A 16,982-nucleotide genomic window follows, 5' to 3' on the forward strand; every position below is an offset into this window, starting at 1 on the left:
GCTTTAGCAGCGTCGCTCGTGTCCACCGTCCTGGTCGCCATGCCCGTGTCGGCGGCCCCGTACAGACCGCCCGCACCGACCAAAGAACGCGTGATCGCCGGCAAGAAGGCCGATCGCGTGAAGACCGAGGAAGTCCGCACCGGCAAGGCTTTCACCGGCAGCGCGCCGGTGTGGCCGAAGGCCGGTGTCGCCGAAGTCGACGCCGTCACCGAGACGCCGAAGAAGGTGGCCGACACCCCGCTGTCGGTCGCCGCGGCCGACGCTTCGGCCAAGCCCAAGGTCAAGGTCGAGACGTTCGACCGCGACAAGACCCGCAAGGCGGGCGTGGAAGGCCTGCTGTTCAAGGTTTCCGGTGGTTCGGCGAAGGTCGAGGTCGACTACTCGTCGTTCCGCTGGGCCTACGGCGGCGACTGGTCCTCACGTCTGCGGTTGGTGCAGCTGCCCGAGTGCGCCCTGACGACTCCGGACAAGCCGGAGTGCGCGGCGAAGCCCGTGGCCTCGCGCAACGACCCGGCCAAGGGCAAGGTGACCGCGGCGGACGCATCCCCGGCGGCCGGCACGCTGATGGCGCTGACGGCCGGCACCTCCAGCGGCTCCGGCACGTACTCGGCGACGAGCCTGTCGCCTTCGGCGTCGTGGTCGGCGGGCAGCAGCACCGGTGACTTCTCGTGGAACTACGAGCTGCGCATGCCGCCGTCGTTGGGTGGCCCGACGCCGTCGTTGGCGCTGGGGTACTCGTCGTCGAGTGTCGACGGCCGGATGGCGGCGTCGAACAACCAGCCGTCGTGGATCGGTGAGGGTTTCGAGCTGGGTTCGAACTTCATCGAGCGCAAGTACGTGGGCTGTGGCGAGGACATGGCGAACGGCGCGCGCAACACCGAGAAGACCGGTGATCTGTGCTGGCGCAACGAGAACGCCACGTTGTCGATGAGCGGTCACGGCGGTGAGCTGATCAAGGAGAACGACACCCGCTGGCGGTTGCGCAAGGACGACGGCACCCGCGTGGAGTTCCGCACCGGTGTCGACAACGGTGCGCGCAACGGTGAGCACTGGGTGGTCACGACCCCGGATGGCACGCAGCACTGGTTCGGTCGTAGCGCGCAGTCGGTGCTCAACGTGCCGGTGGCGGGCAACCACGCGGGGGAGCCGTGTGCGGCCAACGCGTTCAAGGACTCGTTCTGCTCGCAGCCGTACCGCTGGAACCTTGAGTACGTCGTCGACACGCACAACAACACGATGACGTACAGCTATGACAAGGAGACCAACAAGTACGCGCGCAACAACAAGACGGACGATCTGGCCGAGTACGACCGCGCGTCGGTGCTCAAGCAGATCGACTACGGCACTCGCACGGACCGTTCCGAGTCCGCGCCGATGCAGGTGATCCTGGAGCCGGCCGATCGCTGCCTGGCGGACTGCGGCACGAAGGACGCCGCGCACTGGCCGGACACGCCGTGGGACCAGGAGTGCACGACCAGTCCCTGCCGCACCGGTTCGCCGACGTTCTGGGGCACCAAGCGGCTGGCGGCCGTGACCACGAAGGTCGGCGGCAACGCGGTGGAGAAGTGGACCCTGGGGCACTCGTTCCCGGATCCCGGTGACGGCACGCGCGCCGGTCTGTGGCTGGACAAGATCTCGCACTCCGGTCTGATCGGAGGGCAGCAGACGGACCTGCCGGACGTGCGGTTCGGCGGTATCCAGCTGAGCAACCGGGTGGACACCCACTCCGACCAGCTCGCGGCGATGAAGTGGTGGCGGCTCAAGACGATCCACTCGGAGACCGGTGGCCGCATCGACGTCACCTACTCCGACGCGGACTGCGTCGTGGGTTCGCGGATGCCGAACCCGAACGCGTTGCAGGACAACGACCTGCGTTGCTACCCGGTGCGCTGGACGCCGGAGGGCAACAAGGACCCGATCTGGGACTACTTCCACAAGTACGTCGTGAACAACGTTACCGAGACCGACACGACCGGCGGTTCGGTCCGGGTGGTCACCGCCTACGAGTACGTCGGTGCGCCGGCGTGGCACTACTCCGACGACGACGGCCTGATCAAGGCCGAGAACAAGACCTGGTCGACGTGGCGCGGCTACGGCGCGGTGAAGGCCTTGAAGGGCGATCCCGGTGAGCAGACGCTGACCGAGACCCGCTACTTCCGCGGCATGCACGGTGACAAGCTCCCGTCCGGCACCCGCAACGTCGTCCTGCCCGCGATCGCCGCGGGCAACGTCCCCGCGGTGAACGACGAGGACGCGTTCGCCGGCATGGCGCGGGAGTCGATCACCTACAACGGTCCGGGCGGGTCCGAGGTGTCGGCGACGGCGAACGTGCCGTGGCAGTCCGAACCGACGGCGAGCCGCACGGTCAACGACTTCACCGTGCACGCCCGTTTCTCGGCGACGTCGAGCACGCACTCGCGGACCGCGCTAGACGGCGGCCGTGGCTACCGCACGACCAGCACGGCCACCGAGTTCGACCAGACCTATGGCCTGCCGACGCGCACCGAGGACCGCGGCGACGACGCCGTGACCGGTGACGAGAAGTGCACGCTGGTCGACTACGCGCGCAACACGACGGCCTGGCAGATCGCCTCGGTGTCGCGTGAGCGCAAGTTCTTGGTGAACTGCACGAAGGCCCAGGCGGGTGTGGGGCTGCAGGACGCGGACCTCGCTTCGGACTCGAAGACGTACTACGACGGCCAGGCGCACGGCGCCGCGCCGACCAAGGGTGACGCCACCAAGGTCGAAAGCCTGAAGTCGTACGTCAACGGCGTCGCGGCCTACCAGACCGACGCGTCGTCGGAGTACGACAGCTACGGCCGTGTCACGAAGCTGACCGACCCCAAGGGATCGTCGAGCACGGCGTTCACCCCGGCCGCGGGTGGCCCGGTCACCCGGACCGACGCGACCAACCCGCTGGGCTGGGTCACGACGACGCACCTGGAGCCCTCGCTGGGCCTGCCGGTCGCCGTCGTGGACCAGAACCAGCAGCGGACCGAGATCAAGCACGACGGCCTCGGCCGCACGACCGCCGTGTGGTTGCCGGGCGCCGACCCGAGCACGCCGAACAAGAAGTTCTCGTACGTGCAGCGGACGAACGGCCCTGCGGTCGTCACGACCCAGACGCTGAACGCCGCCGGCAACCGGTACATCGACTCGTACGAGCTCTACGACGGGTTGCTGCGGACTCGCCAGATCCAGAAGCCGGACGCGGTGGGATCGACGAACGCGGTGGTCACCGACACGTTCTACGACTCGGCGGGCCGGGCCAAGCGGTCGAACAACGCGTACCTCGCGAACGTCGCCCCGAGCACCGAGCTGTTCCTCGCGACCGACACCATCCCGTCGGCGGTGATGACGAGCTTCGACGGCGCGGGTCGCACGACCGTTCAGGCGCTCAAGAAGAACGTGTCGACCGCGAGCCCCGGTGGTGAGGAGATCTCCCGCACCACCACCTACTACGCGGGCGACCGCACGGACGTGACGCCGCCCGCCGGTGGTGTCGTGACGTCGACGCTCGTGGACGTGCTGGGCCGCAAGTCCGAGCTGCGGCAGTACCACTCGGGCGTCGCCGCGGGTAGTGCTTCCGGCTTCGACGCCACGAAGTACGGCTACGACATCAAGGGCCAGCTGACCGAGGTCACCCACCCGTCGGGCAAGAAGTGGGAGTACTCCTACGACCTGCGCGGCAGGCAGGTCCGCACGGCCGACCCGGACAAGGGCGTCACCACGTCGACCTACGACGACGCGGGCCAGCTCGTGTCCACAACGGACGCTCGTGGCAAGACCCTCGCGTACACCTACGACGGGTTGGGCCGCAAGAAGAGCCTGCGCGACGACTCGGCGACCGGTGCGGTGCGCGCGGAGTGGTCCTACGACGTGCTGGCGGACGGCACCTCGGTCAAGGGCCACCTGGTGAAGTCCGTTCGGCACGGCGAGCACGGCGCCTACATCACCGAGCACACCCAGATGCAGCAGAAGGACGGCCTGCCGGTGGCGACCGACATCACGATCCCGGCAGGGGAGACCGGTCTCGGCGGCACCTACAGCTACGTCAACAGCTACTTCTCCAACGGTGCGCTGCGCTCCACGCGCATTCCGGCCGCGGGCGACCTGCTGAAGGAGACGCTCGAGTACGACTACGACGCGCTGAACCAGGCGACCACCCAGAAGAGCGGGTACGGCACGAAGGCGCAGACGGATCTCGTTGCCAGCACCGGCTACACGTCGTTCGGTGAGCTGGCCACGTACCGGATGCAGAACGGCGGCAGCGGTTCCGTCGACGTCACCCGCAACTACGACCAGCACACCCGTCTGCTCAAGCAGATCCAGACCTCGAAGGTCACCGGGCCCACGGACGTCGCCAACGTGACGTACGACCACGACCCGGCCGGCAACATCACCCGTGTCTCGGACTCGGTCAGCGCGGACACGCAGTGCTTCCGCACCGACTACCTGCGCCGACTGACCGAGGCGTGGACTCCGGGGTCGGGCAACTGCGCGGCCGAGCCGTCCGCGGCTGGGCTCGGTGGACCGTCGAAGTACTGGCAGTCGTTCACGTACAACACCGCCGGTGACCGCACGAAGCTGATCGAGCGTGCCACCAGCGCCGGCGACCGCACGACGAACTACACGCCGGCGGCCGGGAAGCACACGCTCGCGTCGACGTCGACCACCGACAACGCGGGTACCCGCAACGCCTCGTACACCTACGACGAGGCGGGCAACATGCTCACCCGTCCCGGGCCGTCGGGCACGCAGACGATGACCTGGGACCGCGAGGGACGGGTTGCCACCACGGTCGACGGTTCCGGCGAGTCGTCGTACGTCTACGACGCCGACGGCAACCGGTTGATCAAGCGCGATCCGACCGGCCGCACGCTGTACCTGCCGGGTCAGGAACTCCGGTACACGACGTCGTCCGGCGCGAAGACCTGCACCCGCTACTTCACGCACGCGGGCCAGTCCATCGCGATGCGCACGTCGACCGGCCTGACCTGGCTGTCGTCCGACCAGAACGGCACGGCGCAGATCTCGATCAACGCGCTGAGCCAGCTCGTCAGCACCCGGCGCACGCTGCCGTTCGGTGAGGTCCGCGGTGGTTCCGGCACCTGGCCGTCCAAAATGGACAAGGGCTTCGTCGGTGGCACGCTGGACAGCACCGGGCTCACGCACATCGGTGCCCGCGAGTACGACCCGGCACTCGGCCGGTTCATCTCCGTCGACCCGGTGATGGACACGTCGGACCCGCAGCAGTGGAACGCCTACAGCTACTCCAACAACAGTCCGGTGACCTTCAGCGACCCGACCGGGTTGTGGTGCGACTCGTGCAACGGCGGTGCCGGCTGGCCGACCGAGCACGGTTACGACGAGAACAACCCGCCGGGGCAGTCTCCCGCGGCGTCGCCGACCCAGGAGTGGCCGCTGGAGCGGATCCTGGAGGAGTACCAGGTCGCCACGGATCCCCGCGGGTCCATCAAGGTCGCCGGCAAGGACGTGGTCTGGGCCGAGCTGGACGTCGTGACCAGGTACGCGTGCGGTGACGAGTGGAGCTTCGTGAGGTTCGCGGCCGAGGGCGGATGCGGGGCGTTCGACAACATGCAGTTCGGCAACACCCTCGCGATGATGAACAAGTACCAGAAGCTCGCGAAGGAGGAAGCGGTCAAGCGCTACCCCAACGAGTTCGAGGTCGGTGGTCGCCAGGACGCCTTCCGGCACGCGTACTGGAACATGATGATCGCCCACGAGTACGGCGAGAAGTTCGCGTTCGAGCTCACGACCGCGCACGAGCGGAACAAGGTCGCCAAGGACGTGCAGGAGGCGATGGACCTCTACAACAACGAGCAGGGCAGGCTGGCCGCGCAGAAGTTCAAGAACGATCCGTTGTTCTTCGAGTCCGGGCCGTTCTACATCCAGTACCTCGTGGACACAGGACAGTTGCTGGCGGCTACGAGTGACAAGGTCGGAGACACCTATGCCAACCACCGGCTCATCCGCAGCAACGAGGCGCCGAAGGAAGGCAGTCAGTACTGGGACTGGAACGAGGACCAGAAACGAGCAGGTGTCCAGCCCGGCCAGTTGCCCTGTGGCACGACGGCAGGTGGCAGATGCGCGGACCGTTAGTCCGGTTTAGCTAGGCGTTGGCGGCGATCACCAGGAGGTTCTGGTGATCGCCGCTACTGCTTTGCCCGAACGGCGAGGATCGCGCCCAGCCCGAGGAACACCGCGAACATCCCGTACGCGAGCCCGAGCTCCCCGACCGACACGATCGCGCCACCCACGGCCCGGCCGAGCAACAGGCCGAACGCCTCCGCCGTGATCACCGCCGCCGCCAGCTCGGTGGCCCCGAACTCGGCCCCGGAAGTACACCGCAGGTACAGGCTCGGATAAGCGAGCCCGACCCCCATGCCACCGAGCGTCCACGCCACCAGTGCGACCGGAAAACTCGGTGCGCCCAAAGCAAGTACGCCGACCGCGACCGCAGTGAGGGAAAGACCGACTGCAGGCGGTGGCTCCTTCCCGAGGCTCCTCAGCCGGGGCACCGTCAAGCTGGTCACCGACCAGGCCAACGGCGCCGCGCTCAACACGACCGCCGCCCGCGCCATGCTCGTGCCGTAGCCGTCGGTCAGCAGCACAGTTATCAAACTGTCGGCGCCGAAGTACCCGACGCCGAACAAGGTCATCACCACCAACGCGGCCGGCGCACCGCGCTTCAGCCTCAACGTTCCGGCGGGCATGAGCGACGCGACGCCGACCAACGCGACCGTCAATCCGACGAGAGCCAGAGGCCACCAGTCGCTGAGCACCACACCGCTGACCCCGAGCGGCACGAGCAGGGTGCGCCACAACGGCCGTTCGGAAGCGTCGTCCGAATGCGCGCCGCTGCTCGCGCGCAGGATCAGCATCCGGCCGGCGATCACCACGGGCACCGGCACGAGCAACGTCCACCGCCACCCGACGAGGTGTTCCAACGCCAGGGTCGCGGCCGGACCGACCAGAGCGGGCAGGAGCCACATCGCGGACGACGCGGCGATCACGCGCATCCGCCACTGGTCGTCGAGGTGCTGGATCGCCGCGCTGATGCCGAAAACGGCCAGCAGCCCGCTCGCGCAACCGGAGGCGAACTGCCCGGCTGCGAACACCCAGGCAGAACGAGAAACAGCGGAGGCGGCCGTGCCCGCGAGGTAGGCGACCATGCCAACAGCGAGCGTGCCGCGCGGGCCGATGCGGCGGACTACTCGTGTTGCCAACGGAAGCGCCACGAACAGACCGAGTGTCGAGCCCGCGATCAACAGCTCCACCGAGTCGCGCGCGGACAGGTCGCGCACGATCGCGGGCAGCAGCGTGGAGGAGACGAACGTCGAGACGGCAGCCGCGAACTCCAACGACACGACGCCGATGGCCAGAGTCCGGGGCCGGGTCACGTGTAGAGCTCGCGGTCGAGCAGGTGGATCTGCACCCACACGCCGTCCGGATCGCGCACGCGCAGGGACTGGCCGTGGTTCTCGTCGAGCACCGGGCCGGGGGAGAAGCCCGCCTCACGCAGCCGCGCGGCCACGTCCTCCAAAAGCTCGTCGGTCTTGAACGCCAGCTCGCACGTTCCCGGCGCCACGTCGGCGGTGTGCAGTGCCAGCATTCCTGATGCCGCGGGGAGTTCGACCCACGCACCCGGCCGTGACGACGCGCCTGTCGAAAGCCCCAGCGCCAGGTAGAAGCGCTTCGACGCGGCGACCTCGGCGGTGTAGCGAATCGGCACGATCCTCATCGCTGCTCCTCCAGGGTGCGCAGGTAGCTCTCCAGCGCCTCCTCCACGAACGCCGACAACGACACGTTCGCGTCCACCGAGGCGTGCTTGACCCGTCTGACCAGCGCGGCGGGGAGGTAGATGTTGAACTGCTGCTTCTCACCGGCCATGGCTAGGATGCCAGCAAACTAGAACCGGCCGTGCCTGCCTTCGCCGCCCGCGAACCGCGCGGCCCCGGACACACCCTCCCGTGCCACGATCGGCACGCCCGCCGCACCCTCGGCGCGCAACGCCTCGGCGAGCGGCAGATCAAGGCCCGCGTAGGTCGAAGCCCGGTCCGCGAGCACGCACTCGAACGGGAACCCGGCGATCTGCTCGGCCAGCTCCAAGGTGACGGGCACCGCCTGACCCGGTGAGACGACCCGGTTGGCCAGCCCCATCGCCAACGCCTCGTCGGCCGCGACGGGCCGCCCGGTCAGGATCAGGTCCAGCGCACGTCCCAGACCCACGATCCGCGGCAGGCGCACCGTGCCCCCGTCGATCAACGGCACACCCCATCGCCGGCAGAACACCCCGAACACCGCGTCGCTCTCGACCACCCGCAGGTCGGCGAGCAGCGCGAGCTCCAGCCCGCCCGCCACCGCGTACCCGCTGACCGCCGCGATCAGAGGCTTGGTCAACTGCAACCGGGTCGGCCCCATCGGCCCGGCACCGCCGCCGTCGGGGTCGAGCTCGTTGCGGCGGGCGGGATCCCCGACACTGCTGAGGTCCGCGCCCGCGCAGAACGTGCCGCCCGCGCCGGCCAGCACCGCCACGCGCTGGGCCGGGTCCGCCTCGAACGCCAGGAACGCGTCCCGCAGCTCGGCGGCCATCGGGCCGTCGACCGCGTTGCGGCGGTCCGGGCGGTTCATCCAGATCAGCGTGGTGGTGCCGGTGGTCTCGACTCGTACGTCCATCGCCCGAGGTTAGGGCGAGAGCCTGAACAAATGGCACCACGGCCGGGCCGAAGGGCATCTACGCTCCCGGCGTGAAGAGATTCCTCGTGGCATTCCTGTGCCTGTTCGCGGCCGCTTGCGGCACCACAGCACCGGGAACCACCACCACCCCGACCTCCACGCCGACGTCGGTCTCGGCCGACGAGGCACCGGCGATCAAGACAGCCTTCGAGACCTATGTGGAGGCCGCGCTGTCGAAGGACGGCGCCACGGGCGTGTCGCTGGTGGCGAGCCCGATCATGGGGCTCTACGAGGAGGCCAGGAAGCTCGCGCTCACCGGCACCGAGGAGCAGCTCTCGGGCTTGCAGTTCCACAAGCGGTTCGTCGTGTACCTGCTGCGCGGTGAGATCGATCCGGCGACCCTGCGCTCCGCGTCGGCGAAAGACATCGTGAAGATCGCGCTCGACAAGGGACTGGTCGCCGAGCAGAGCATCAGCAACCTCTCGCTCGGCGAGATCGAGGTCAACGGCGAGACGGCGCAGGCCGAGGTGCTGTCCAGCGGCAAGAAGGCGCCGTGGAAGTTCCGCTTCGTCCGGGAGGACGGCGCCTGGAAGATCGACCTGCAGCCGCTGCTCGAACTCGCCGAGCCGGCCATGCTCGACCTCGCGAAGCAGCGGAACCTGACGGTCGACGAGCTGCTCGAACAGCTCCTGGTCGCGAAGTACGGCCCGGCGAAGGCGGCAGAGCTGCGCAAGCCGCTCGGCGCCTGAGTCACGGGGACGGGACGGGAGCGCCCGCGCAGCTCTTCGTCGTCGTGCGGCCGGTGTCGAAGAACGTCACCGCGGCCTCGGCGCACGGCAGGTCGGACAGCGAGCCGTGGGCGTCGTCCTCGATCGTCATCAGGTCGCCGCCGATCCGGTCGCGCATCGCCAGCGCCCAGCCGATCGGCGTCACCGGTTCGTAGAGGTGCCCGACGAGCTGCACCTGGCTCTTGCCCGCGGTGAGCTGCCACGGCCGGCCGGCGGTCGGCCAGCCGACGCAGCGCTGCTCGTAGATCCCGAACCGGCCTGCGACCGGGTTGCGGGCGCTGCGATCCTCGTGGTGCTGCCAGACGGTGTCGAAGTCGCGCGGGCTAGGGGAGTCGTTGCACAGCAACGCGGTCTGCGGGAACGGGTCGTAGCGGTGCAGCTCGGAGTCCCAGCCGAGGCCGGCCGGCCGCGCCGGAATGTCGCGAATGGACCGGAGCTCAGCCGCGGCGCCGGCCCACTGCTTGCGCGGGTAGGCGAACATCATGTTCACCGTGTCGCCGTCGATCACGGTGCCGTCCGGGCCGGTGCGCGGGTGGGCGGTCAGCTCGGCGCGCAGGTCGAGCAGCGTTTGCACGACGGTGGTCTGAGTCGCACCGAAGTGGTAGACGGAGTCGTAGCGCGCGAGCCACGCGGCGAACTCGTGGAAGGTGTTCTCGCCCGCGACGGCCTGGTCGTCGTCCATGGTGGTCACGTTCAGCACCGGCGGCACGACCGAGTCGAGCAGCATCCGGGACACGTGCGCGTCGAACAGCGTCCGGTACATCGCGCCGAGGCCGGTGCCCCAGGAGATGCCGTAGTAGCCGATCTTCTCCTCGCCGAGCGCCCGCCGGATGACGTCCATGTCGTGCGCGACGTTCGCGGTTGTGAGGGAGCGCGCGAGATCGGGATCGCGGTCGAAGCACTCGCGGTTGCGCTTGGCGTCGCGTTCGGCGGTGAACCGGGCCTTTTCCTTGGGGGACAACGACGGGTCGGGTTCGGTTTCATCTCGGGTGCACGGAACGGAGGTGCTGTAACCGATGCCTCGCGGGTCGAAGCCGATCAGGTCGTGGTGGACGTTGAGCCCGGCGGCCTTGCTCTTGGCGAGGTGGCCCGGCATGGTCACGCCCTGCTGGCCGGGGCCGCCGGGGTTCACGAGGACGACGCCGGTGCGGTCGCCGGTGGCCTTGAGCCTGCTGACCGCGATGTCGATCTTGCGTCCGCCGGGGTTGGCGTGGTCCAGCGGTACCTGGACCATTCTGCACTCCGTGCGCTGGTCGGCGGGATCCCAGCCGGTGGCGACCGCCGAGCACAGCTGCCACTCGGGGGCCGACGCGGCCGCGACACCGGTGCTCAGCAGTAGCGCGGAGCTGGCCAGGGCAGCGGAAAGCATGGGACGCAAGGGTTTCCTCCAGATCGATGGACAGGTCGATCGTCCACCGCGCGCGAACGAGCGGACAACAACCTGGAGGATGGTGCGGTGTCAGACCACGGGCTGATCTTGGGTCACCGCCGGGGTGGGCACGATCCGCTCCGCGACGGACGGCGGTGGGGCGGCGAGGCCCGGTCCGCCGGCGCCGACCCAGTCGATCACGCCCCGCACCGCGTCGTCGTCCAGGACCGAGCCGACCCACACCGGTTTCGCGCCCGCGGCCCGCGCGGCCGGGCTGGGCTGCACGACGACCACGTTCGAGACCTCGCACGCGTCCAGGCAGTCGGCGACGCGCACCGACGTGAGGTGCTCACGCAGCACCCGGAGCTGGCGGTCGTGGTCGACCTCGGGGTGCTTGCGCTCGGTGCCGCAGCAGCATCCCCGGCAGACCGTGATCCGTGAAGTCATGATCTTCGTTCTACCCAGTCGGCGGCCGGGCCGGGTGAGAACGTGCCGAGGTTCTCACCGGCTCCCGGCTGTGGACGTGAGCTGGCGGCGCATCCGCCCGAAGAGCTTGGCGTTGTTCATGGCGAGCACACCGACGGCGATGCCGTCGCGGCGGAACTCGGCGACGAACTTGCGGTCGTCCGGCGAGCCGTCGACCACGGTGATCTCGTCCGCACCGCTGGTCTCGCCCGCGAGCTGCAGGCGCACCCCGTACTGGTCGGACCAGACGTAACCGGACGGTCGAAACGCTTCGATCGTTGTCCCCGCGAGGAGGTTGCGCACGGCCACGACGGGCTGCTCGGAGGCGTTGGTCCAGTGTTCGTGCCGGACCTGGCTGCCGGAAGCGCTTCGATACCTGGCGACGTCGCCGACCGCGACGACCGAGGGGATCGACGTGACGCAGCCGGTGCCGCACAGCACGCCGTTGTCGAGCGGTAGACCTGATCCACGCAGCCAGTCGGTCGCGGGCTCCATGCCGATGCCCGCCACGACCACGTCGGCGGGGAGGTGGGTGCCGTCCTGCAGGACCACTCCGGTCACCCGCGTGCCATTGGATGCGAACGACGCGACCCCAACGCCTAGACGCAGATCGACGCCGTGATCTGCGTGCAGCTCCGCGCAGAGCGTTCCCATCACCGGTCCGAGCGCGCGTTCCATCGGCACGGGCGCCGCCTCGACGACCGTCACCTCCAGGCCCAGCGCACGGCACGTGGACGCGACCTCGGCCCCGATCCAGCCCGCGCCGACGATCACGACGCGCGCGCCGGGACGCAGGTCCGCGCGCAACAAGACGGCATCGTCGAGGGTGCGCAGGGTGTGCACGCCTTGCAGAGCCGCGGTGCCAGGGAGCGTGCGAGGACGGCCACCGGTGGCGATCACCAGACCGTCCGTGCGGAGCACCGACCCGTCAGACAGGTGGATCTCACCCGCACGAGGGTCGACCCGGTCGGCGCGCACCCCGAGCCTCCACTCCGCCGCGAAGTCCTCGTCGGAGAGCGCGAGCTCCTCAGCGGGCAGGGTGCCTGAGAGGAAAGCCTTGGACAGCGGCGGCCGGTCGTAGGGCGCGTGCGGTTCCTCGCCGATCACCACGATGCGCCCGGAGAAGCCCTGGTGGCGGAGCTCCTCAACAGATCGCAGGCCGGCGAGCGACGCGCCGACGACCGCGATCGTCCTCATGCGACGGCCTCGCGGCTGCCCGTGTCCACGTAGATCACGCCGTCCTGCACCACGACCGGGTAGGTGCGCACCGCCTTCTTGGCGGGCAGGCAGGTCGGCACACCGGTGCGCAGGTCGAAGCTCGCGGCGTGCAGCGGGCACTCGACGAAGCAGCCCTCCAGCCAGCCTTCGGACAGCGACGCGTCCTGGTGGCTGCAGGTGTCGTCGATCGCGTAGAACTCGCCGTCCGCGTTGAAAACCGCGATCGCGACCTCGCCGGGAACTCGCACGGACTCGCCGACGGGCAGCTCGTCCACGGTGCAAGCGGTGATCATCTCAAACCCTCCGTTGCGTATTACGGAACACGGTGTGCGATACGCAACAGCAGGATGACCCAGAACGTGGAAGTGCGTCAAGGAGCGTTTTGGCTGATCCGGGGTGGTTGCACCAATCGGTTACCGTTGCGCCATGGGCAACAACGGGGAGGAGCGCGATCCTGCGCTCGTGCAATCGGTCGATCGGGCGGTGGCCGTTCTGGAGCTGCTGGCCCGCAACGGCGAAGCGGGGATCACCGAGATCGCCGCCGAGCTCGGCGTGCACAAGTCCTCCGCGTCCAGACTCGTTTACACACTTCAGGCCCGTGAACTGGTGGAGCAGGACGGCGAACGCGGACCCTTCCGGATCGGCATCGGCATGCTGCGCTTCGCCGGCGCGGTGACCGGCCAGCTCGACTACGCCCGCGTGGGCGGCCCGGTCTGCTCGGAGCTCGCGGACCGCCTCGGTGAGACGGTCAACATCGCGGTCCTGGACGGCGATGTCGCGCTCAACGTGAGCCAGGCGCGGGGCGGTTCCGCGGTGGCGGCGCAGAACTGGGTCGGTCAGCGCACGCCCCTGCACGCGACGTCGAGCGGCAAGGTCCTGCTCGCCGCGGCGTCGGACGCGGAGCAGGACCGCCTGCTGTCCGGCGAACTGGAGTCCTGCGCGCCGCGCACGATCACCGATCCCGTGAAGCTGCGGTACGTGCTGCGCCGCACCGCCGAGGACGGGTTCGCGACCTGCATGGAGGAGCTCGAAGCCGGGCTGCACGCGGTCGCCGTTCCGGTGTTCGGTGCCCACGGCGACGTGGTCGCGGCGATCAGCGCCGCCGGTCCCGCCTACCGGCTGTCGCAGAAGCGCATGCCCGAGATCGTCGAGGAGCTGCGGACGGCGTCACGCGATCTGTCCCTCCGGATGGGTCACCCCTCCTGAGCGATCTCCGCACGACCGCGAGCCCCCGGTGAACGCCGGGGGCTCGTTCGTGTTTCAGGGCTGTGACCACTCGGAACGGCGCAGTCTCGGATGACTCCGTCCGTGCGACAGGGTCTTGACAACGACCTGAGCGAGGCTCACGGTGATGCCGCTGCAGTTGCATAATGCGAACAACGTTGCGTATTACGGAACTCGCTCGGAAGGGTCGGCCCGTTGTCACTCTCACTTCTGGACCAGAACCTCGACGAGCTCGACCCCGAGGTCGCCGCCGCGATCCGGGCCGAGCTGCACCGCCAGCAGTCGACGCTGGAGATGATCGCCTCGGAGAACTTCGCGCCGGTGGGTGTGCTGCAGGCACAGGGATCGGTGCTGACGAACAAGTACGCCGAGGGCTACCCGGGACGCCGGTACTACGGCGGGTGCGAGCACGTCGACGTCGTCGAGGCGCTCGCGATCGAGCGGGTCAAGGCGCTCTTCGGTGCCGAGCACGCGAACGTGCAGCCGCACTCCGGTGCGCAGGCGAACGCGGCGGCGATGGCGGCGGTGCTCCAGCCCGGTGACACGATCATGGGCCTGGACCTGGCGCACGGCGGTCACCTGACGCACGGGATGCGGATCAACTTCTCCGGCCGGCTCTACAACGTCGTGGCCTACCACGTGGACCGGGAGTCCGGCCGCGTCGACATGGCCGAGGTCGAACGGCTGGCACACGAGAGCAACCCGAAGCTGATCATCGCGGGCTGGTCGGCCTACCCGCGGCAGCTGGACTTCGCCGAGTTCCGCCGGATCGCCGACGCGGTCGGCGCCAAGCTCATGGTCGACATGGCGCACTTCGCCGGGTTGGTCGCGGCAGGCCTGCACCCCAGCCCCATCCCGTACGCCGACCTGGTCACCACCACGACGCACAAGACGCTCGGCGGTCCCAGGGGCGGAGTGATCTTCTGCAGGCAGGAGCTGGCCAAGAAGGTCGACTCGACGGTGTTCCCCGGCCAGCAGGGCGGTCCGCTGGAACACGTCATCGCGGCCAAGGCGGTGGCGTTCAAGGTCGCGGCCGGTGAGGAGTTCCGCGAACGCCAGCACCGGGTGCTGGAAGGCGCCCGCCTGCTGGCCGAACGGCTCGCGCGACCCGACTGCGCCGAGGCCGGCGTGAAGGTCCTCTCCGGCGGCACCGACGTGCACCTCGTGCTGGTCGACCTCGTCGAGTCCTCTTTGGACGGCAAGCAGGCGGAGGACCGGCTGCACCGCATCGGGATCACGGTCAACCGCAACGCCGTGCCGTTCGACCCGCGCCCGCCGATGGTCACCTCGGGCCTGCGCATCGGCACACCCGCGCTGGCCACCCGCGGCTTCACGGCCGACGACTTCGCCGAGGTCGCCGACATCATCGCCGCCGCGCTCAAGCCCTCCTTCGACGAGACGGTGGAGGTCGACCTGTCGGCCCGCGTCGCGTTGCTGGCCAAGAACAACCCCCTCTACCCCCACCTCTGACAGGAGCGATTCAAGTGGCACACGCGGTGAACGGTGTCGTGGCGGCGGGGCGCGGAGCCAAGGTCTCGGTCGAGACCATTCTCGTGCCGGACCCCGGACCGGGCGAGGCGCTGGTGAAGGTGCAGGCCTGCGGGGTCTGCCACACCGACCTGCACTACCGGGAGGGCGGGATCAACGACGAGTTCCCGTTCCTGCTCGGGCACGAGGCCGCGGGCGTGGTCGAGGCGGTCGGCGACGGTGTCGTGGACCTGGAGCCCGGAGACTTCGTCATCCTCAACTGGCGCGCGGTGTGCGGCTCCTGCCGTTCGTGCCTGCGGGGCCGGCCGCAGTACTGCTTCAACACCCACAACGCCTCCCAGCCCATGACGCTGGCGGACGGCACGCCGCTCAGCCCGGCGCTCGGCATCGGCGCGTTCGCCGAGAAGACCCTGGTCCACAGTGGACAATGCACGAAGGTGAACCCGAAGGCGCCGGCCGAGGTCGCGGGCCTGCTCGGCTGCGGCGTGATGGCGGGCATCGGCGCCGCGATCAACACCGGCGGGGTGACCCGGGGTGACAGCGTGGCGGTGCTGGGCTGCGGCGGTGTCGGCGACGCGGCCATCGCCGGCGCACGGCTGGCGGGCGCGCGCACGATCATCGCCGTCGACCTCGACCACACCAAGCTCGAATGGGCGCAGCGGTTCGGCGCCACGCACACGGTCAACGCCCGTGAGCAGGACGTCGTGGAGGCGATCCGCGCGCTCACCGACGGGAACGGCGCCGACGTCGTGATCGACGCGGTCGGCCGCCCGGAGACGTTCCAGCAGGCCTTCTACGCCCGTGACCACGCCGGCATCGCCGTGCTGGTGGGTGTCCCGACTCCGGACATGAAGCTCGAACTGCCGTTGATCGACGTGTTCTCCCGCGGTGGTGCGGTGAAGTCGTCCTGGTACGGCGACTGTCTGCCGTCACGTGACTTCCCGATGCTGATCGACCTCCACCTGCAGGGCCGGCTGGACCTCGGCGCGTTCGTGAGCGAGACGATCGGGCTGGGAGACGTCGAGAAGGCGTTCGAGGACATGCACCACGGTCGTGTGCTGCGTTCGGTGGTGGTCCTGTGAGCGCGCGGATCGAGCACGTCGTCACGTCCGGGACGTTCAGCCTCGACGGTGGCACCTGGGACGTCGACAACAACGTGTGGCTGGTCGGCGACGACTACGAGGTGCTGGTGATCGACCCGGCGCACGACGCGGAAGCCGTCCTCGCAGCCGTCGGCGGCCGGATCGTGACCGCGCTGGTCTGCACGCACGGGCACGACGACCACATCAACGCCGTCGCCGAGGTCGCGGACAAGGTCGGCGCGCCGATCCTGATCCACGCGGACGACCGTGCATTGTGGACGGCCCTGTACCCGGACCGCGAACCGGACGTGTGGCTGACCGACGGAGCGACCCTGACCGTCGCGGGCACGGCACTCGAAGTGCTCAGCACGCCGGGCCACACCTATGGCTCGATCTCGCTGTACGCGCGGGATCTCGGAGCGGTCTTCAGCGGAGACACCTTGTTCGAGGGCGGTCCGGGCGCCACCGGCCGCTCGTACTCGGACTTCCCGACGATCGTCACCTCGATCCGGGAACGGCTGCTGACCCTGCCGACGGAGACGATCGTCCACACCGGACACGGTCCCACCACGACGATCGGCGCCGAAGCACCGCAGTTCGAAGGCTGACTGCCAGAAGAAAGACGGCACCGGCCCCACCACACGGCAG

14 protein-coding genes are annotated in these 16,982 nt (G+C 69.2%); 6 read left to right on the forward strand and 8 right to left on the reverse strand.

Features of this window, described 5'->3' with window-relative positions; translation table 11 throughout:
- Nucleotides 1-18 precede the first annotated feature (18 nt).
- Entirely contained in the window at nucleotides 19-6,123 is a 6,105-nt protein-coding gene (locus LFM09_RS09090) for a DUF6973 domain-containing protein (protein WP_414095873.1), read from the forward strand.
- Nucleotides 6,124-6,176: 53 nt separating this feature from the next.
- Here the strand turns inward: LFM09_RS09090 and LFM09_RS09095 are convergent, their stop codons facing one another.
- From LFM09_RS09095 to LFM09_RS09110, 4 genes are read right to left on the reverse strand one after another with little or no spacing between them, the layout of a single operon-like run.
- The gene (locus tag LFM09_RS09095) at nucleotides 6,177-7,424 is read right to left on the reverse strand and encodes an MFS transporter (RefSeq protein WP_414095874.1); all 1,248 of its coding nucleotides are present in this window, start codon (nucleotides 7,422-7,424) and stop codon (nucleotides 6,177-6,179) included.
- On the reverse strand, nucleotides 7,421-7,765 hold the full coding sequence (locus LFM09_RS09100) for a VOC family protein (RefSeq protein WP_414095875.1): 345 nt from the start codon (nucleotides 7,763-7,765) through the stop codon (nucleotides 7,421-7,423). Before LFM09_RS09100 ends, LFM09_RS09095 begins: the two co-directional genes overlap by 4 nt.
- Complete coding sequence (locus LFM09_RS09105; RefSeq protein WP_414095877.1) at nucleotides 7,762-7,914, reverse strand: CopG family transcriptional regulator; 153 nt, start codon at nucleotides 7,912-7,914, stop codon at nucleotides 7,762-7,764. The genes LFM09_RS09100 and LFM09_RS09105 overlap by 4 nt, the downstream gene beginning before the upstream one ends.
- 18 nt (nucleotides 7,915-7,932) lie before the next feature.
- Nucleotides 7,933-8,700, reverse strand: coding sequence for a crotonase/enoyl-CoA hydratase family protein (locus LFM09_RS09110; protein WP_414095878.1), 768 nt, complete (start codon nucleotides 8,698-8,700; stop codon nucleotides 7,933-7,935).
- 71 nt (nucleotides 8,701-8,771) lie between these two features.
- Here LFM09_RS09110 and LFM09_RS09115 point away from each other — a divergent pair, with 71 nt between their 5' ends.
- Nucleotides 8,772-9,449: a hypothetical protein gene (locus LFM09_RS09115; protein WP_414095879.1), complete on the forward strand. Its 678-nt coding sequence runs from the start codon at nucleotides 8,772-8,774 to the stop codon at nucleotides 9,447-9,449.
- Nucleotide 9,450: 1 nt separating this feature from the next.
- On the opposite strand, the gene LFM09_RS09120 is transcribed toward LFM09_RS09115, so the two are convergent.
- The 4 genes from LFM09_RS09120 to LFM09_RS09135 form a co-directional block, all read right to left on the reverse strand.
- Nucleotides 9,451-10,857, reverse strand: a complete 1,407-nt coding sequence (locus LFM09_RS09120; RefSeq protein ID WP_414095880.1) for an alpha/beta fold hydrolase — start codon at nucleotides 10,855-10,857, stop codon at nucleotides 9,451-9,453.
- A gap of 90 nt (nucleotides 10,858-10,947) precedes the next feature.
- Nucleotides 10,948-11,304: a hypothetical protein gene (locus LFM09_RS09125; protein ID WP_414095881.1), complete on the reverse strand. Its 357-nt coding sequence runs from the start codon at nucleotides 11,302-11,304 to the stop codon at nucleotides 10,948-10,950.
- A 54-nt stretch (nucleotides 11,305-11,358) separates the two neighbouring features.
- Nucleotides 11,359-12,519 (reverse strand): NAD(P)/FAD-dependent oxidoreductase, encoded by a 1,161-nt coding sequence (locus tag LFM09_RS09130; protein ID WP_414095882.1) that lies wholly within the window; start codon nucleotides 12,517-12,519, stop codon nucleotides 11,359-11,361.
- A complete protein-coding gene (locus tag LFM09_RS09135; RefSeq protein ID WP_414095883.1) occupies nucleotides 12,516-12,833 on the reverse strand; it encodes a bifunctional 3-phenylpropionate/cinnamic acid dioxygenase ferredoxin subunit in 318 nt (105 codons plus the stop codon). Before LFM09_RS09135 ends, LFM09_RS09130 begins: the two co-directional genes overlap by 4 nt.
- Before the next feature lie 133 nt (nucleotides 12,834-12,966).
- Between LFM09_RS09135 and LFM09_RS09140 the strand changes: the two genes are divergently transcribed.
- The 4 genes from LFM09_RS09140 (at nucleotide 12,967) to LFM09_RS09155 (ending at nucleotide 16,942) form a co-directional block, all read left to right on the forward strand.
- A complete protein-coding gene (locus LFM09_RS09140) occupies nucleotides 12,967-13,746 on the forward strand; it encodes an IclR family transcriptional regulator (protein ID WP_414095884.1) in 780 nt (259 codons plus the stop codon).
- A gap of 213 nt (nucleotides 13,747-13,959) precedes the next feature.
- The gene (gene glyA, locus LFM09_RS09145; protein ID WP_414095885.1) at nucleotides 13,960-15,234 is read left to right on the forward strand and encodes a serine hydroxymethyltransferase; all 1,275 of its coding nucleotides are present in this window, start codon (nucleotides 13,960-13,962) and stop codon (nucleotides 15,232-15,234) included.
- A 14-nt stretch (nucleotides 15,235-15,248) separates the two neighbouring features.
- Nucleotides 15,249-16,334 (forward strand): S-(hydroxymethyl)mycothiol dehydrogenase, encoded by a 1,086-nt coding sequence (locus LFM09_RS09150; protein ID WP_414095886.1) that lies wholly within the window; start codon nucleotides 15,249-15,251, stop codon nucleotides 16,332-16,334.
- Nucleotides 16,331-16,942 (forward strand): MBL fold metallo-hydrolase, encoded by a 612-nt coding sequence (locus LFM09_RS09155; RefSeq protein ID WP_414095887.1) that lies wholly within the window; start codon nucleotides 16,331-16,333, stop codon nucleotides 16,940-16,942. The genes LFM09_RS09150 and LFM09_RS09155 overlap by 4 nt, the downstream gene beginning before the upstream one ends.
- The last annotated feature ends 40 nt before the right edge of the window (nucleotides 16,943-16,982 follow it).

The sequence above is a fragment of the Lentzea alba genome (assembly GCF_047445655.1).
In the GTDB taxonomy this organism is placed as follows: domain Bacteria; phylum Actinomycetota; class Actinomycetes; order Mycobacteriales; family Pseudonocardiaceae; genus Lentzea; species Lentzea alba_A.